This is a genomic window from Bradyrhizobium sp. RDI18, assembly GCF_043203335.1.
GTDB lineage: Bacteria > Pseudomonadota > Alphaproteobacteria > Rhizobiales > Xanthobacteraceae > Bradyrhizobium > Bradyrhizobium retamae.
This window is the reverse complement of the sequence record NZ_JBICRN010000008.1, coordinates 5,863,237-5,879,248: the sequence shown is the minus strand read 5'-3', so window position 1 is coordinate 5,879,248 and position 16,012 is coordinate 5,863,237. Positions and strand designations below refer to the sequence as shown.

Annotated in this window: 12 protein-coding genes; 9 read left to right on the top strand and 3 right to left on the bottom strand. The window is 62.1% G+C overall.

The window, feature by feature from the left end; all coding sequences use genetic code 11:
* Positions 1-144: 144 nt before the first annotated feature.
* Positions 145-1,833 carry a dicarboxylate--CoA ligase PimA gene (pimA, locus tag ACFXS9_RS37380; protein WP_392698210.1) on the bottom strand — a complete coding sequence of 563 codons (1,689 nt, stop codon included), beginning with the start codon at positions 1,831-1,833 and terminating at the stop codon, positions 145-147.
* A 167-nt stretch (positions 1,834-2,000) separates the two neighbouring features.
* Entirely contained in the window at positions 2,001-4,097 is a 2,097-nt protein-coding gene (locus ACFXS9_RS37375) for a 3-hydroxyacyl-CoA dehydrogenase NAD-binding domain-containing protein (protein ID WP_392698208.1), read from the bottom strand.
* A 164-nt stretch (positions 4,098-4,261) separates the two neighbouring features.
* On the opposite strand from ACFXS9_RS37375, the gene ACFXS9_RS37370 reads away from it, so the two are divergent.
* The 9 genes from ACFXS9_RS37370 (at position 4,262) to ACFXS9_RS37330 (ending at position 15,208) form a co-directional block, all read left to right on the top strand.
* Complete coding sequence (locus ACFXS9_RS37370) at positions 4,262-5,125, top strand: IclR family transcriptional regulator (protein ID WP_057841096.1); 864 nt, start codon at positions 4,262-4,264, stop codon at positions 5,123-5,125.
* A 69-nt stretch (positions 5,126-5,194) separates the two neighbouring features.
* On the top strand, positions 5,195-5,992 hold the full coding sequence (locus ACFXS9_RS37365; RefSeq protein WP_392698205.1) for an ABC transporter ATP-binding protein: 798 nt from the start codon (positions 5,195-5,197) through the stop codon (positions 5,990-5,992).
* Positions 5,989-6,702, top strand: a complete 714-nt coding sequence (locus ACFXS9_RS37360) for an ABC transporter ATP-binding protein (protein WP_392698203.1) — start codon at positions 5,989-5,991, stop codon at positions 6,700-6,702. Before ACFXS9_RS37365 ends, ACFXS9_RS37360 begins: the two co-directional genes overlap by 4 nt.
* A gap of 12 nt (positions 6,703-6,714) precedes the next feature.
* Entirely contained in the window at positions 6,715-7,593 is an 879-nt protein-coding gene (locus ACFXS9_RS37355; protein WP_392698201.1) for a branched-chain amino acid ABC transporter permease, read from the top strand.
* Between the two features lie 2 nt (positions 7,594-7,595).
* Positions 7,596-8,612 (top strand): branched-chain amino acid ABC transporter permease, encoded by a 1,017-nt coding sequence (locus tag ACFXS9_RS37350; protein ID WP_392698200.1) that lies wholly within the window; start codon positions 7,596-7,598, stop codon positions 8,610-8,612.
* Positions 8,613-8,849: 237 nt separating this feature from the next.
* Positions 8,850-10,079, top strand: coding sequence for an ABC transporter substrate-binding protein (locus ACFXS9_RS37345; RefSeq protein ID WP_392698198.1), 1,230 nt, complete (start codon positions 8,850-8,852; stop codon positions 10,077-10,079).
* A gap of 161 nt (positions 10,080-10,240) precedes the next feature.
* A complete protein-coding gene (locus ACFXS9_RS37340; RefSeq protein ID WP_392698196.1) occupies positions 10,241-11,467 on the top strand; it encodes an ABC transporter substrate-binding protein in 1,227 nt (408 codons plus the stop codon).
* Positions 11,468-11,591: 124 nt separating this feature from the next.
* Positions 11,592-12,881 carry a glycerate kinase gene (locus ACFXS9_RS37335; protein WP_392698194.1) on the top strand — a complete coding sequence of 430 codons (1,290 nt, stop codon included), beginning with the start codon at positions 11,592-11,594 and terminating at the stop codon, positions 12,879-12,881.
* 179 nt (positions 12,882-13,060) lie between these two features.
* The gene (locus ACFXS9_RS37330) at positions 13,061-15,208 is read left to right on the top strand and encodes an EAL domain-containing protein (protein ID WP_392698192.1); all 2,148 of its coding nucleotides are present in this window, start codon (positions 13,061-13,063) and stop codon (positions 15,206-15,208) included.
* 134 nt (positions 15,209-15,342) lie between these two features.
* Here the strand turns inward: ACFXS9_RS37330 and ACFXS9_RS37325 are convergent, their stop codons facing one another.
* Entirely contained in the window at positions 15,343-15,861 is a 519-nt protein-coding gene (locus tag ACFXS9_RS37325) for a MarR family winged helix-turn-helix transcriptional regulator (protein ID WP_392698190.1), read from the bottom strand.
* Positions 15,862-16,012: the final 151 nt, after the last annotated feature.

Here is a 16,012-nt window from a genome sequence, read left to right as displayed (position 1 = left end):
GTAACGCGAACTCTCTGTTTCTTCGTCCCTGCGAACGCAGGGACCCATAACCACTACAGAAGGCCGTCTCCCAGACTGCCCCGAACAAGGGCCGCGGCGTATGGGTCCCGGCTCGCGCTTCGCTTGGCCGGGACGACAGCGGAGTTAGTAACCGCCTCCTGTTGCGACTTGTTTAACTGAAGCACCCTGCGGCGAAGCTTGCTGCATGCGCAATTCGTGGCGCGACAGCTTGCCGACCGGCGTGCGCGGCAATTCCGTGACGAACTCGACGGCAGTCGGCAGCTCGTGCTTGCCGAGCTTGCCGGTGAGGAAGGCACGCAGTTCATCCAGCGTGAACGGCTTGGCGTCCGCGCGCAGCTTGATAAAGGCTTTTGCGGCCTCGCCGCGGTAATCGTCCGAAATGCCGATCACGATCACTTCCTGCACGGCAGGATGCGTGTAGATCGCCTGCTCGATCATCTGCGGATAGACGTTGAAGCCGCCGGAGATGATCATGTCCTTCTTGCGGTCGACCAGATAGAAATAGCCATCGGCGTCCATGTAGCCGATATCACCGGTGAGAAAACGGTCGCCGACAAAGGCTTCCGCGGTTTCCTTCGGCCGGTTCCAGTATCCCTTGGTGACGTTCGGACCGCGGATGCGGATTTCGCCGGTTTCGCCCACCGGCATCAATTTGGTCGGATCATCCAGCGACACCACGTCCATCTCGATGCCGGGCAGCATCAGGCCGATCGAGCCTGGCTTATCGGGCCCCTCCTTCGGGTGTGCGGTGCCGGGCGAGCAAGTCTCGGTCATGCCCCAACCGCTCTTCAGCTTCATGCCGACCCTTTGCTCCAGGATCCGCGCGACTTCGACCGGCAGCGGTGCACCGCCCGAGCCAACGCTGACCAGCGAAGACAGATCGCGCTTGTCGAGGTCCGGCAGAGCTGCGATCGCGATCCACATGGTCGGCACGCCGGGGAAAACGGTAGCACGCTTGATCTCGATATCGCGCATCACGGCCTCGACGTCGAAACGCTGATGCAGCGAGATCAGATGACCGCGCCGGATTGCGGAGAGCAGCACTACCGTCAGCGCGTAGATATGGAACAGCGGCAGCACGCAGATCACGCGTTCGACCGCATTGCGCTCGGCGCGCGACGGCCTGCCCCAGACGTCGTAGACCGACACCGCCGACGTCAGATTGCCGTGGCTGAGCATCGCGCCCTTCGGCAATCCGGTGGTGCCGCCGGTGTATTGCAGCAACGCGACGTCGTCGGCCGAGATCGCGGGCCATTGCGCCGGTTTTGCTGCACCGTCAGTGAATTTTTTGTAGGTGACGATCTTCGGATTATCGGGCAACGCCGCTTGCTGTGTCCCGACCTTGCCCCAATGATCGTCTTCGCAAACGATCAGGCGATCGAGCAGTCCGTGAGCGAGAAATTTCAGCGCAGTCGGCAACAGCGCCGACAGATTGCTGGTCACCAGCACGCGCGCGCCCGAATCCGTGAGCTTGTGCGACAGCGCGATCTCGCCATCGAGCGGCGACAGATGCACGACGCGGGCGCCGGCCTTCAGTGCGCCGAAGAAATTGATCGGGTGATCGGGCGAATTGCCGAGGAACAGCGCGACCGAACTGTTCTTGCCGTACCCCGCGCGGAGGAAGGCGCTGGCGGCGGTTTCCACCAATGCCTCAAGTTCGCCGTAGCTGATCGGCCGGTCGCGGAATTCGATCGCCGGCCGCGAGCCGAACTCGGCGGCGGCCGTCGACAGTAGATCAGGCAGCGTGCCGCGTGCGATCGGCTCGTCCCAGCGGACGCCTTCCGGATAGAACTGCTCGCCGGGATGGGTCATGCGCGATTTGCACTATGTAAGGTGAGCACAGGACCATGCGCTCCCTTCCCCCTTGCGGGGAAGGGTCGGGGAAGGGGGTCCACACGGGCAGTCCCGATGCGGCTACCCCCCTCCTGGCCCTCCCCCGCAAGGGGGAGGGAACGGAGAGACCGTGCCGAGAACGACCATCAAGCCGCCTTCGACTGCGCGGCCAGCGACGCAAAGGTCTTGCCTTCGGCGGCGAGGCGCTTGAGCAGCGGGGCCGGCTCGAGCGAGGGATCGTTGGTCTCCTTGGCATAGTACGACAGCCGGTCGGCAATATGCTTCAGCCCGACCTGGTCGGCATAGAACATCGGGCCGCCGCGATAGATCGGCCAGCCATAGCCATAGAGCCAGATCACGTCGATGTCGCTCGGCCGCGCCGCGATGCCTTCCTCCAGAATGCGCGCACCCTCGTTGATCATCGGGTACATCATGCGCTCGAGGATCTCGTCATCGCTGACGACGCGCTTCTTGCGGCCGAGACGCTGCAGCGTCTCGTCGATCAGCTTCTCGACGTCGGGATCGGGCAGCGGCGCGCGCGAGCCGCCTTCATATTTGTAGTAGCCCTTGCCGGTCTTCTGGCCGAAGCGGCCGGCCTCGCACAGCGCGTCGGCGATTTCCGACTTGATGCCGCGGTCTTTTCGCGAACGCCAGCCGATATCGAGGCCGGCGAGATCGCTCATCGCGAACGGACCCATCGGCATGCCGAATTTCGTCACCACGGCGTCGACCTGCTGCGGCAACGCGCCTTCGAACAGGAGCTTCTCCGACTGCTTGCCGCGCTGGGCCAGCATGCGGTTACCGACAAAGCCGTCACAGACGCCGACCACGGCCGGCACCTTTGCGATCTTGCGCGCGATCGACACCGCCGTCGTCAGCGCATCCGGCGCGGTCTTGTCGGCACGGACGATCTCGCACAGCTTCATCACGTTGGCCGGCGAGAAGAAATGCATGCCGAGCACGTCCTGCGGACGCTTCGTCACCTTCGCGATCTCGTCGATGTTGAGATACGAGGTGTTGGAGGCCAGCACGGCGCCGGGCTTGGCGTATTTGTCGAGCGCCTCGAATACTTCCTTCTTGACCGCCATGGTCTCGAACACCGCTTCGATCACAAGGTCAGCGTCCTTGACATGCTCGAGACCGACCTTGCCGTCGATCAAGCCCATGCGCTTGGCCGGCGCATCCGCTGGGATGCCACCGCGCGCCGCGGTCGCCTCGTAATTCTTCTGCATCACGCCCATGCCGCGCTTGAGCTGCTCTTCGCCGGTCTCGATCAGCGTCACCGGGATACCGGCATTGGCAAAGGACATCGCGATACCGCCGCCCATGGTGCCGGCGCCGATAATGGCGACGCGTTCGACCGGGCGCGGCTTGGTGCCATCAGGCACGCCGGCGATCTTGGCGGCTTCGCGCTCAGCGAAGAAGGCGTAACGCTGCGCCTTGGACTGGTCGCTGGCGACCAGCTTGAGGAAACCTTCACGCTCCTTCTTCAATCCTTCGTCGAACGGCAGCTCGATCGCGGCGCGCACCGCATCGGCCGCGGCAAACGGCGCTTCCAACCCGCGCGCCTTCTTGGTCAATGCGGCGACGGCGTTGGTAAAGATCGAGATGTCGGCCTTGGCGGCAGCGAGCTTTGAGTCATCGTCGCGCAGCTTGCGCAGCGGGCGCTTCTCCGCAAGCACCTTCAGCGCAAAGGATTCGCCACCCGACGCCGGCTCCTCGACGATCTCCTCGATCAGGCCGTTCTTGAGCGCCTCCGCCGCGCCGATCGGATCGCCGCTGACGATCATCTTAACCGCCAGCTCGGGCCCGACCGCGCGCGGCAGGCGCTGGGTGCCGCCGGCGCCCGGCAGCAGGCCGAGCTTCACCTCGGGCAGGCCGAGGCGAGCGTCTTTGGTGGCGACGCGATAGTGGCATGCCAGCGCGACTTCGAGACCGCCACCGAGCGCCGTGCCGTGAATGGCAGCAATGATCGGCTTCGGCGACTTCTCCATGAGATCAAGCACCTCGGCCAGGCCCGGCGGCTTCGGCGGCTTGCCAAACTCGGTGATGTCGGCGCCGGCGATGAAGGTGCGGCCGGCGCAGGTCAGCACGATCGCCTTCACTTCCGGATCCGCGATCGCGCTCTTCATGCATTCGAAGATGCCGCCGCGCACCGCGGCACTCAGCGCGTTGACGGGAGGACTGTTGACCGTGACGATGGCGATGACGTCATGACGCTCGAGTTTTACCACTTCGCTCACGGGACTCTCCCTGGATCGTTTGTTCTTGGATGCCGCCCAACTTGCGTTGAGTAGCTACGGTTACATCAATTTCGCACTGCGAAATTTAATTCCACATCTTGACAGGGAGGGTTATTTTGAAGCACGTCCCTTGTCAACGAGCTCATCAGCAGCAGTAGCGGGTAATGAAACGTCCAGGGAAAAAAGCGGCGACCGATCGCAGCTTCGTCGTCGCGCTCTCCCGCGGACTCGATGTCTTGCGCGCATTCCAACCCAATGACGGGCTTCTTGGCAATCAAGAACTCGCCGCCCGTACCAAATTGCCGAAGCCAACCATTTCCCGGCTGACCTACACCCTGACCAAACTCGGTTATCTTACACCCGTTCCGCGTTTCGAAAAGTATCAGCTCGCGCCATCAGCCATGGCGCTGGGGTATGCCGCCCTTGCCAATCTCGGCGTTCGGCATTTGTCCGAGCCTTATCGCGAAGCGCTGATGCGCGAGACCGGTGGCGCCGTCGCGGTCGGTGGACGCGACCGTCACAGCATGATCTATTTCGGCCAGAGCCGCACCGGGCTGCTCGGTGTGCAGCTTGACGTCGGCTCACGCGTTCCGATCGCGACCACCGCGATGGGACGGGCCTATCTCTGGGCGCTGCCCGACGACGAGCGCGCCTCCTTGTTGCGCGAACTGCGCGACCACTACGGCAATCGCTGGCCCAAAATGCGTGACGGCATCGAGCGCGCGGGCGAAATGCTCGCGCGTCACGGATTTACTATCTCTGCCGGCGAATGGCAGGACGATGTGCACGCCGTAGGTGTGCCGCTAAAGCTCAGCGACGGAACCGGACCGTATGCCTTCAATTGCGGCGCGCCTGCTTTCCGTTTCACGGAAGATCGTTTGATCAACGACATTGGACCTCGCCTTGTCACGATGGTAAGGAACATCGAAGCAGCGCTGGGCGGCGCAGCACCACAATCAAAAAAATCAGAGAACAAGAAGTTGAAAGCGGGAGGAAGAGTTGCACGTTTGGCCGAGGGAATCAGATAGCCTTCACCATGACCGGCAAAAACATTTGCGCGGTCATTCCCGCTCCGTGATCAGAGCGGGCGGGACGCGATGACGCAGGCACAGCTCGCGCAGGGCAATGCTCCCCTGCTCGCGGTCCGCGACGTCAGCGTCGTGTTCGGCGGCATCATCGCGCTCAACGGTGTGTCCTTTGACATGCATAAGGGAAACATCCTCGGGCTGATCGGACCGAACGGCGCCGGCAAGACGACACTCTTCAACTGTCTGTCCCGCCTCTATCAGCCGAGCACCGGCGACATCCTGATGGAAGGCGTCAGCATCCTGACGCGCCCGGCGCACAAGATCGCGGAGATCGGCATCGGCCGCACTTTCCAGAACGTCGCGCTGTTTCCCAATTTGTCGGTGCTCGACAACGTCCGCGTCGGCTGCCACGCGCGCTCCTCCAGCGACATCATCTCCGACTCGATCAAACTCGCCTGGGTTCGCCGCGGCGAGGACGAGATCAACAAGAAGGTGCAGGAGATCCTCGCCTATCTGCATCTCGAGGATGTTGCCCATACCATCGTGTCCGGGCTGCCGTTCGGCACCCAGAAGCGCGTCGAGCTGGCGCGCGCACTGGCCGCGGATCCCAAGATCCTGCTGCTCGACGAACCCGCCGGCGGCCTCAACCATGAGGAAGTCCATGTGCTTGGCGACCTGATCAAGCGCATCAGGGACGAACGGCACATGACGGTGCTGCTGGTCGAGCACCACATGGGTCTGGTGATGTCGATCGCCGATCATGTCGTGGCGCTCAATTTCGGCCGCAAGCTTGCCGAGGGAACGCCGGCCCAGGTCCAGGCCGATCCTGACGTCATCAAGGCCTATCTGGGGAGCAAGGACCAATGACTGCGATGCTCAATGTCAAGGACCTGCGCGCCTATTACGGCCAGGTCCAGGCCCTTCACGGCCTCTCCTTCGCCCTCAACGAAGGCAGCCTCACCACGCTGCTCGGTGCCAACGGCGCCGGCAAGACCACAACCCTGCGGGCAATCTGCAACATGGTGCGCTCGACCGGCGCGATCGAGTTCGAGGGCAAGCCGCTGTCCGGCAAGTCGACCGAAAACGTCGTTCGCCTCGGTATCGCGCATGTGCCGCAGGGCCGCGGCACCTTCACCACCATGACGGTGGAAGAGAACCTGCAGCTCGGCGCCATCACCCGCGCCGACAAGAAGAACATCGTCGCCGACATCGAGCGGATGTACGAGCACTTTCCGGTGCTGAAGGAACGCCACACCCAGCAGGCCGGCACCCTGTCGGGCGGCGAGCAGCAGATGCTGGCGGTGGCGCGTGCGCTGATGCTGCGGCCGCGGCTGATGTTGCTGGACGAGCCGTCGTTCGGCCTCGCGCCGCTGATCGTGCGCGACCTGTTCAAGATCCTCGGCAAGATCAATCGTGAGGACAAGGTCACCATCCTCGTGGTGGAGCAGAACGCGCAGCTCGCGCTGGAGCTCGCCGACCAGGCCTATGTGATCGAAACCGGAAAAATCGTGATGTCGGGGAACGCGAAGGAAATCGCGAGCAACGAAGACGTCCGCAAATCCTATCTGGGTTACTGAGGAGTTGGGACGATGGAGTTATTCACCAACCAAGTCCTGGCCGGCATCGCCACGGGCGCGATCTATGCCTGTATGGCGCTCGCGGTGGTCATGATCTACCAGGCGATCGACCATCTGAACTTCGCCCAGGGCGAAATGGCGATGTTCTCGACCTTCATCTCCTGGCAATTGATGCAGTGGGGCGTGCCCTATTGGTGGTCGTTCCTGCTCACGCTGGCGATTTCGTTCGCCGGCGGCATCCTGATCGAACGCCTCCTGTTCAAGCCGCTTGCGAAAGCGCCGATCCTGACCAACGTCGCCGGTTTCATCGCGCTGTTCGCGATCGTCAACTCGGTGGCCGGCCTGACCTGGGACTTCACCATCAAGCAATATCCGACCCCGTTCGGCTCCTCGCCGTTCCTCGGCAGCCAGCTAATCTCGACCCACCAGGTCGGGATGATCGGCGTCACTCTGCTGATGCTGATCGGGCTCTACCTGTTCTTCCAGTTCACCCGGATCGGCCTTGCCATGCGTGCCGCGGCGGCTTTGCCGGAATCGGCGCGGCTGGTCGGCGTCAACACCTCCTGGATGATCGCGCTCGGCTGGGGCATGGCCTCCGCGATCGGCGCCGTAGCCGGCATCCTGATCGCCCCGGTCGTGTTCCTCGAACCGAACATGATGGGCGGCGTGCTGGTTTACGGTTTCGCCGCTGCCGTGCTCGGCGGCCTTAGCTCGCCGCTGGGCGCCGTCATCGGCGGCTTCCTGGTCGGCGTCTTCGAAAACCTCGCCGGCACCTACATCCCCGGCGTAGGCAATGAACTGAAACTGCCGATCGCGCTTGCGCTGATCATCACCGTCCTGGTCTTCAAACCTGCCGGTCTCTTCGGCCGAGCCATCATCAAGCGAGTCTGATCATGAGCGCTGCTGCAGAAGACACCGTCACAGAAGTCGCGGCCGTCGAGGCCGTTCCGAAGCGCGCCATGACGCTGGGCACCGGCACCTCGCTGGTGATCCTGGCGGCGCTGCTTGTAACGCCGGTATTCGTGAAGAACTTCGTCGTCTTCCAGATGACGATGGTCATGATCTACGGGATCGCGGTGCTGGCACTCAACATCCTGACCGGCGGCAGCGGGCAGTTTTCGCTCGGCCAGAGCGCGTTCTACGCGCTCGGCGCCTATACGTCGGCGGTCCTGATGGAAAACTTCAACGTGAACTACGCGCTGACGCTGCCGATCGCGGGGCTTGTCTCGTTCGGCGCCGGCTACCTGTTCGGCAAACCCGCGTTGCGGCTTTCCGGCATCTACCTCGCGCTAGCCACCTTCGCGCTGGCGGTCGCCATGCCGCAGCTCCTGAAGCTGCATTTCCTCGAGCATTGGACCGGCGGCGTTCAGGGCCTCACCGTCATGAAACCCGATGCGCCGTTCGGCCTGCCGATCGGTCAGGACAAGTGGCTTTATTACTTCACGCTGGCGATCTCGGTCGCGATCTATGTCGGGTCAGTCAACCTGCTGCGCTCGCGCTCGGGCCGCGCCCTGATGTCGATCCGCGACAACGAGATCGCGGCCTCCGCCATGGGCGTCGACGTCGCCCAGTACAAGACGCTCGCCTTCGGCGTATCCGCGGGCATCACCGGTATCGCCGGCGGGCTCAGCGCCATCGTCGTGGCATTCGTGGCCCCGGACAGCTACACGATCAACCTGGCCATCGCGCTATTCCTCGGCATGGTGGTCGGCGGCGTCGGCTGGCTGCCGGGCTCGTTCATCGGCGCCGCCTTCATCATCTTCGTGCCCAACATCGCGGAGAGCATCTCAAAGGGCCTCTCCGGCGCGGTGTTCGGCGTGCTCTTGTTTATTGTCATCTTCCTCGTGCCGCATGGCGCAAGGCAGATCGCAATTGTTGCGCAGCAGATGCTCGGTAAGTTGAAGAACTAACTTCATGCCGCAGGATCTGTTCGGCTGACATCATCAGCGGCGAACTCGGCCGTTAACCAATATTCCGCGGGGCGGTAGTTTCCCGGAGCATCCGACTAAATTCCGCCCTCCGCGACGCCGTCGCGAAGGGCTTTTTGTTGCTGGACGCAGCCGAAAGGTATTCAATGAAGCCCAAGAGCCGCCAAGCGCTCCAATCAAAAACAATGACACAGTCACCGATCCTAGGGAGATCAAAAAATGTCCGCCATCAACTTGCGATTGGGAGCCTTTGCGGCCGCCCTCGCATTGCTTGCTGCGACCAGCAGCGGCGCACTCGCGCAGAAGAAATACGACACCGGCGCCAGCGACACCGAAATCAAGATCGGCAACATCATGCCCTACAGCGGGCCGGCTTCCGCCTACGGCGTGATCGGTAAAACCGAAGAGGCCTATTTCAGAAAGGTCAACGCCGAGGGCGGCATCAACGGCCGCAAGATCAACTTCATCACCTATGACGACGCCTACTCTCCGCCGAAGACGGTGGAGCAGGTGCGCAAGCTGGTCGAGAGCGATGAGGTCCTGCTGGTCTTCAATCCGCTAGGCACGCCACCGAACACGGCGATCCAGAAATACCTGAACAGCAAGAAGGTGCCGCAACTGTTCGTCGCCACCGGCGCCACCAAGTGGAACGATCCCAAGGACTTCCCCTGGACCATGGGCTGGCAGCCCAACTACCAGAGCGAAGGGCGTGTCTACGCGCAGCATGTCCTCAAGGAGAAGCCGGACGGCAAGATCGCCATTCTCTACCAGAACGACGACTACGGCAAAGACTACGTGAAGGGTTTCAAGGATGGACTGGGCGCCAAGGCGGCGTCAATGATCATCATCGAGGAAAGCTACGAGGTGTCGCAGCCGACTATCGATTCGAACATCGTCAAGCTGAAATCGCTGAATGCCGACGTGTTCTTCAATGTCACGACACCAAAGTTTGCGGCACAGGCGATCAAGAAGATGAACGAGATCGGCTGGAAGCCGATGCACATCCTCAACAGCGTCTCCGCCTCGATCGGCAGCGTCATGAAGCCGGCCGGCTTTGAGAATTCGCAAGGCATCATCTCCTCGCAGTACCTCAAGGATCCAGCCGATGCGGAGTGGAAGAACGATGCGGGCATGAAGGCATGGAATGAATTCCTGGACAAGTACTATCCCGAGGCCAATCGTGTCGACGCCTTCGTGATGTATGGTTACACTGTGGCGCAAACGCTGGAGCATGCACTCAGGGCAAGCGGCGACAACCTGACCCGCGAAAACGTCATGAAGCAGGCCGCGAGCATCAAGAACCTCGAACTCGGAGGCCTGCTGCCGGGTATCAAGGTCAACACCTCGGCGACCGACTTTGCTCCGATCTCGCAAGTGCAACTGATAAGGTTCAAGGGCGAGGCATGGGAACGCTTCGGCGAAATCCTTTCAGGTGACGTCGGCGGCTGATCCCGACGCGCCGATCTGCTTAAGACGCAGCCCCTGCGGCTTTTGCCGCAGGGGCTTTTTGTTTGTGAGACTTCCGGCAAGATGCTAATCACGGCGCTGTCAAAACAGCCTCGTCAAGAGGCCCGACAGTTACATTAAGAAATGAAAAGGGAGAGACAGAAATGTCCACAATCAAAAAACTTGCGGTGGTTTCGACCGCGTTTGGATTGCTCGTGGCAAGTTCGAGCGGCGTTCTCGCGCAGAAGAAATATGATCCCGGCGCGAGCGACACAGAGATCAAGATCGGCAATATCATGCCTTATAGCGGACCGGCTTCCGCCTATGGCGTGATCGCCAAGACCGAAGAGGCCTATTTCAGGAAGATCAACGCGGAAGGCGGCATCAACGGGCGCAAGATCAACTTCATCAGTTATGACGACGCCTACTCTCCGCCGAAAACGGTGGAGCAGGCGCGCAAGCTGGTTGAAAGCGATGAAGTGCTGCTGGTCTTCAATCCGCTGGGCACCCCACCGAACACGGCGATCCAGAAGTACCTGAACAGCAAGAAGGTGCCGCAACTCTTCGTCGCCACCGGCGCCACCAAGTGGAACGATCCGAAGAGTTTTCCGTGGACGATGGGCTGGCAGCCCAACTACCAGAGCGAAACGCAGATTTATGCCAAGTACATCCTGAAGAACAAGCCGGACGCCAAGATCGGGATCCTCTATCAGAACGACGACTACGGTAAGGACTATCTGAAGGGCTTCAAGGACGGACTCGGCGCCAAGGGCGCGTCGATGATCGTGCTGGAGGAAAGCTACGAAGTCTCCGAACCGACGATCGACTCCCACATCGTCAAGCTGAAGGCGAGTGGCGCCGACGTGTTCATCAACATCACCACGCCGAAATTCGCGGCGCAGGCTATCAAGAAGAACGCCGAGATTGGCTGGAAGCCGCTGCACTTCCTCAACAACGTCTCGGCCTCGATCGGCAGCGTGATGAAACCGGCCGGCTTCGAGAACGCGCAGGATATCATCTCGTCCAATTACCTTAAGGATACGTCCGATCCGGAGTGGAAGAACGACCCCGGCATGAAAGCTTTCGACGAATTTCTCGCCAAATACTACCCCGAGGCCAACAGGATCGATAGCTTTGTGATGTACGGCTACACGGTCGCGCAGGGCCTCGTGCATGTGCTCAAAGCCAGCGGCGACAATCTCACCCGCGAGAACGTCATGAAGCAGGCAGCCAGCATCAAGAATCTCGAGATCGGCAGCTTGCTGCCGGGTATTAGGGTCAACACCAGCGCTACCGACTTTGCCCCCATTTCGGCGGTCCAGCTTCAGAAGTTCAAAGGCGAGACCTGGGAGCGCTTCGGCGAAGTGATTGATGCCGAAGTCGGCGGCTAATCGCAAAATGCTATCGACCGATTGTTAGCCAGCAACGCCCCCGCGGCCCGTCCGCGGGGGTTTTCTTTTGCAGCAATTGGAGGGATAACCAGACCTACCACCCCGTAACAGCCCCGTGCAGACCATGACCGACCGACGTTCCCTCCTGCGTGCGATCTTCGATGCGGCCGTTGCGGCCGCGCATCCCGACGTCGTGCTCTCCGCGCATCTGCGTCCCGCGCCCAAGGGCAAGGTGATCTGCCTCGCCGCAGGCAAGGGCGCTGCAGCGATGGCGGCTGCGGCCGAACGGCACTACCTCGATACGCTTGGCCTCGATCCGTCGCGGCTGACCGGCCTTGCCACCACGCGCCACGGCCACGGCGTGCCAACGCGGCGCATCAGGGTGATCGAGGCCGGCCATCCCGTGCCCGACGAAGCCGGCCTGAAAGCCGCCGACGAGACGCTGCGTCTTGCTGCGGAGGCGACTGCGGACGATCTTTTGCTGGTGCTGTTGTCCGGCGGGGGCTCGGCAAACTGGATCGCACCCGCAGATGGCGTTTCGTTCGCACAGAAGCAGCAGGTAAACCGCGCGCTATTGCGCTCGGGCGCGCCGATCGGCGAGATGAACGTCGTGCGCAAGCATCTGTCGCGGATCAAGGGCGGCCGGCTGGCCCGCGCCGGACAGCGCGCCGCTGAGATCGTGACGCTCGCGATATCAGACGTCCCGCATGACGATCCGTCCGCGATTGCATCGGGGCCGACGGTGCCGGATCCGAGTACGCTGGCGGACGCCCGCGCCCTGGTTGCGAGGTATAATCTCACGGTCGACGATGCCGTCCGGCGCGCGCTCGACGATCCCAGGAACGAGAGCTGCAAGCCCGGCGATCCCGCCTTTGCCCGCGCGCAATTCGAGATGATCGCAAAACCGAAGGCTTCTCTCGACGCGGCGATCAAGGTCGCGAAGGACGCGGGGTATGAGGTCGTCGGCCTCGGCGCGGATCTCGAAGGCGAGGCGCGCGAGGTGGCGGCCGATCATGCGCGACTGGCGCTGAAAGCACAGAGCGAGGGCAAACGCATCGCGATCCTGTCGGGCGGCGAACTCACGGTGACCGTGCGTGGCAATGGCCGCGGCGGTCCCAACCAGGAATATGCGCTGGCGCTGGCGGATCTTCTGAAGGGTACGTCCGGCATTGTGGCGCTGGCCGCAGACACCGACGGCGCCGACGGCGGCGCCGGCAGCGCGACCGACCCGGCCGGCGCTTTGATCGATCAGGCGACGTTCGCGAAGATGAAGTCGCTCGGCCTCGATCCTGCGGCCTATCTCGCCAACAACGATGCGACCGCGTTCTTTGCGGCCACCGGCGATCTCCTGCTGATCGGCCCGACCCTCACCAACGTCAACGACGTCAGGGTGATCCTGGTGGACCCGGCGTAGATCGCCGGGGCAGTTGCCGGAGCCTCGCATGCGCCGTAACGGCATTAACGCTTTGTTGAGCAGTTTGCGAGGAACCCGCGCGCGGTTTGCCTATCTCGAAGCTGCGATTCACCAGCCTGGCATCTAATGGCCGTTCTCCTGGAGGAGGAGAGCCGCCAGTGGCGGCTGGGGAACGCTCTATGACGGATCACGTCCAAATAGCCGCGCCGCGGTCAGCGCATTTGAGCGCTCGGCTGGAGGACGCGATCAACCATATGCCGCTCGGAATCGTCGTATTCGACGAGAAGCGCGAGGTCGTTTTCTGCAACCGCCGCTACAGGGAAATGTACGGGCTCTCGCCTGAACAGGTGAAGCCGGGAACACCGACCCAGGAACTGATCCGGCACCGGCTGAAACTCGGCCTGAAGGTGCAGGTCGCGGTCGATGATTATATCCGTGAGCGCGTCGGCCGCGACATCGCCCTCGACACCACGGTGCAGGAGTTCACCGACGGCCGGATCGTCGCCTACACCGTCTACCCGATGCCGGACGGCGGCGGGATGGCGACGCATGAGGACATCACGGAGCGCGAAGAGCTCAATGCGAGGCTGAAGAAACAATACGACCTCGGCAAGGAGCAGGAAGAAGCCTTGCGCGTCAGGAACTTCCAGTTCGACACCGCGATCAACAACATGTCGCAGGGGCTTTGCTTCTTCGATTCAGACCACCGCCTGATCGTCTGCAACGATCGCTTCGTGGAGATGTACGACATTGCGCCCGAGCGCGTCAGCCCCGGCATGTCGCTGGTCGAGATCGTCGACCTGCGCTTCGAAGCCGGCAGCTTCCCCGCCATGACGCGCGACGAATATCTGCAATGGCGCACCAACGTGGCGGTTTCCAATGAAGCGAAAGACAGCATCGTCGAATTGAAGAACGGACGTACCTTCAAGATCCGCCACCGCCCGATGCCCGGCGGCGGCTGGGTCGCGACGCATGAGGACATCACCGAACAGCGCCAGTCCGAGGTCAAGATCGAATACATGGCGCATCACGATGCGCTGACCGATCTTGCCAATCGGGTATTGCTGAACGATCGGCTCGAATATGCGCTGGGCAGGGTTTCAGACGGGGAAATGGTGGCCGTCCATCACCTCGACCTCGATCAGTTCAAGGCCGTGAACGATACGTTGGGCCACCCCTTCGGCGACAAGTTGCTCAGGAGCGTCGCCGAACGGCTGCGCCGGCTCGTTGGCGATTCCGACACGATCGCGCGGATGGGCGGCGATGAATTCGTCATCGTGCAGGCCACGATCTCGGACCCCGCCGATGCCACTTCGCTGGCGCAGGGCGTCATCGATGCGTTGAGCGAACCCTATGAAATCGACGGCCAGCAGGCCGTGATCGGCGTCAGCATCGGCATTTCGGTCGGTCCCGGCGACGGATCGAACCCCGACAAATTGCTGCGCAATGCCGACCTCGCACTCTACCGCGCCAAGAGCGACGGCCGCAGCACGTTCCGCTTCTTCGAGCCTGCGATGGACCTGCAGATGCAGACCCGCCGCATCATGGAGCAGGATCTGCGCAAGGCGCTGCCGGCGGGCGAGTTCGAGCTGCATTACCAGCCGGTCGTCAACCTGGCGAGCAAGGAAATCAGCGGCTTCGAGGCGCTGATACGCTGGAATCACCCAACCAAGGGATTGATCTCGCCGGCCGCCTTCATCCCGCTGGCCGAAGAGATCGGCTTCATCGTGCCGATGGGCGAGTGGGTCATCAGGCAGGCTTGTGCCACCGCCGCGCAATGGCCCGACAACCTTCACGTCGCCGTCAATATTTCAGCGATCCAGTTTCGCAGTCCCGGCCTGATGCAGGTGATCGTCGGCGCGCTCGCTGCCTCCGGGCTCGCGCCGACGCGGCTGGAGATCGAAATCACCGAGAGCGTGTTGCTCCACAACAAGGAAGCGACGCTCGCGCTGCTGCATCAGTTGCGCGCGCTCGGAATCCGGATCGCCATGGACGATTTCGGCACCGGATATTCGTCGCTGACCTACCTGCAGAGCTTTCCGTTCGACAAGATCAAGATCGACCGCTCGTTCGTCAAGAACATCACCGAGAATTCGAGCTCGCTCAACATCGTGCGCGCGGTTGCCGCGCTCGCCAATGGAATGGGCATGACGGCGACCGCCGAGGGCGTCGAAACCGCGGAGCAACTCCACAGCATCGCATCCGAGGGATGCACGGAAATGCAGGGCTTCCTATTCAGCAAGCCGCTTCCCGCCGCCGAGATCGAGCGGCAGTTTTTGTCGGGACGCGGGCCGCGAGAGGCTCAAGGGCGCATCGTCGCGGCGTGATTGTTAGAACGTCGTTCCGGGGCGCGAAGCGAACTAAGATGCGCAATTGCGCATCTGAGAATCTCGAGATTCCCCGATATGCAATTGCACATCTGAGGTCTGGTCCTTCGGACCATCCCGGAATGACACGCCTCTCAAAACTCCGCCGCGATCTTCGACAGCATTTCAAGCAGCGCGACGCGGTTGGCAGGACCCAGCAACTCGTTGAGACGCGCCTCGTGCTTGCTGGCCACCAGCTTCTTGGCGCGCGCCAGCACCGCCCTTCCCTTCTCCGTCAGAACCAGGATGTGCGAGCGACGGTCATTGGTCGAGCGCATGCGGGCACAGAGGCCGCGGCTCTCCAGCGCATCCAGCATCGAGACGAAATTCGGCCTGAGGATGCCGAGCGTGTTGGCGATTTCGGTCTGGTTGCGCCCGGGATTGCGATCGAGCAACAATAGCACGGAGAATTGCGCCGGCGTCAGTTGCAGCGGCGCGACACAGCGCAGGAAATCCTCGAATACCTTGAGCTGCGCGCGCTTGAGCGAATAGCCGAGCAGGTCGGCCAGCTCGCCCAGTTGCAGCCCGGCATTCTCCGCGACGCCATCGGCGATTTCCTTGCCGTTGCCGCGCGACGACTTGACGACATCGGTCGCTGCCTTGGAAACTGTCATGGCGTGAGGCTCGCCCCCAAAAAGGCCCGGCCGGTGACCGGGCCTTGATGTTATATTTGATAATTGTTATTGGATATATCAAATATCGGCGCCTTTCAACTGCCGAGATATGGGACGGCCGGCGGACCGTGCGAGGTCAGGACCGGCGACG

What these genes read in the sequence shown, in the direction of transcription:
- pimA (WP_392698210.1), bottom strand. Translation starts at nt 1,833, where the DNA reads ATGACCCATCCCGGCGAGCAGTTCTATCCGGAAGGCGTCCGCTGGGAC.
- ACFXS9_RS37370 (WP_057841096.1), top strand. Translation starts at nt 4,262, where the DNA reads ATGAAACGTCCAGGGAAAAAAGCGGCGACCGATCGCAGCTTCGTCGTC.
- ACFXS9_RS37365 (WP_392698205.1), top strand. Translation starts at nt 5,195, where the DNA reads ATGACGCAGGCACAGCTCGCGCAGGGCAATGCTCCCCTGCTCGCGGTC.
- ACFXS9_RS37360 (WP_392698203.1), top strand. Translation starts at nt 5,989, where the DNA reads ATGACTGCGATGCTCAATGTCAAGGACCTGCGCGCCTATTACGGCCAG.
- ACFXS9_RS37355 (WP_392698201.1), top strand. Translation starts at nt 6,715, where the DNA reads ATGGAGTTATTCACCAACCAAGTCCTGGCCGGCATCGCCACGGGCGCG.
- ACFXS9_RS37350 (WP_392698200.1), top strand. Translation starts at nt 7,596, where the DNA reads ATGAGCGCTGCTGCAGAAGACACCGTCACAGAAGTCGCGGCCGTCGAG.
- ACFXS9_RS37345 (WP_392698198.1), top strand. Translation starts at nt 8,850, where the DNA reads ATGTCCGCCATCAACTTGCGATTGGGAGCCTTTGCGGCCGCCCTCGCA.
- ACFXS9_RS37340 (WP_392698196.1), top strand. Translation starts at nt 10,241, where the DNA reads ATGTCCACAATCAAAAAACTTGCGGTGGTTTCGACCGCGTTTGGATTG.
- ACFXS9_RS37335 (WP_392698194.1), top strand. Translation starts at nt 11,592, where the DNA reads ATGACCGACCGACGTTCCCTCCTGCGTGCGATCTTCGATGCGGCCGTT.
- ACFXS9_RS37330 (WP_392698192.1), top strand. Translation starts at nt 13,061, where the DNA reads ATGACGGATCACGTCCAAATAGCCGCGCCGCGGTCAGCGCATTTGAGC.
- ACFXS9_RS37325 (WP_392698190.1), bottom strand. Translation starts at nt 15,861, where the DNA reads ATGACAGTTTCCAAGGCAGCGACCGATGTCGTCAAGTCGTCGCGCGGC.